This window comes from Neglectibacter sp. X4 (assembly GCF_009917365.1).
GTDB lineage: Bacteria > Bacillota > Clostridia > Oscillospirales > Acutalibacteraceae > Acutalibacter.
This window is the reverse complement of sequence record NZ_QWLE01000276.1, coordinates 1-630: the sequence shown is the minus strand read 5'-3', so window position 1 is coordinate 630 and position 630 is coordinate 1. Positions and strand designations below refer to the sequence as shown.

Annotated in this window: 1 protein-coding gene; it reads right to left on the bottom strand. The window is 45.9% G+C overall.

Going from position 1 to position 630, the window contains the following annotated elements; translation table 11 throughout:
- Positions 1-23 precede the first annotated feature (23 nt).
- Positions 24-630: DHHA1 domain-containing protein (locus D1841_RS18100; RefSeq protein ID WP_237077190.1), on the bottom strand; the 607-nt coding region annotated here is incomplete at its 5' end.

The window sequence follows — 630 nt, the reverse complement described above, 5'->3', positions numbered from 1 at the left end:
TACAATCATCTTTATCTCTCCTTTTATTTTAGTAATTCCAACACTTTCTCTATAACTTCCTCAGGGCTGCAGTCCACCTGCGCACCCGCCGTGGTTAGATGTCCGCCCCCGCCCAGTTTTTCCATAATTACTTGTACGTTGATTTCCCCCAAAGATCTGGCGCTTATTACTGTTTTTCTCTGTGAAGTTCTTCCTGCCACAAAGGAAGCTTTAATGTCCTTGATAGTCAAAAGCTCATCTGCAACCTGAGAATTTACTACCTGCGCATCTTCATTGCAGCCTTCACAGATGGAGGTTGCAACGCCTTTTTCGTGAAAGTCCGCAGCTGCAATACACTTTGCACGAATCTTAAATGCCTCCAGATCAGTCTGGAAAAATCGCTTTACTTCTGCAGTGTCTGCGCCGGATCGTCTGAGCCATGCCGCAGCCTCAAAAGTTCTGACGCCGGTCTTTACAGCAAAGCGGTTAGTATCGATTGTCATTCCTGCAAGGAGCGCTTCTGCCTCCAGCTTAATAAGTGTTTTCTTTGGCGCTGCATACTGCAGAATCTCGCTGACCAGCTCTGCTGTTGAAGAAGCGTAGGATTCAATATAGGACAAAATCGGATTTTCCACATAATCCTCTGCTTTT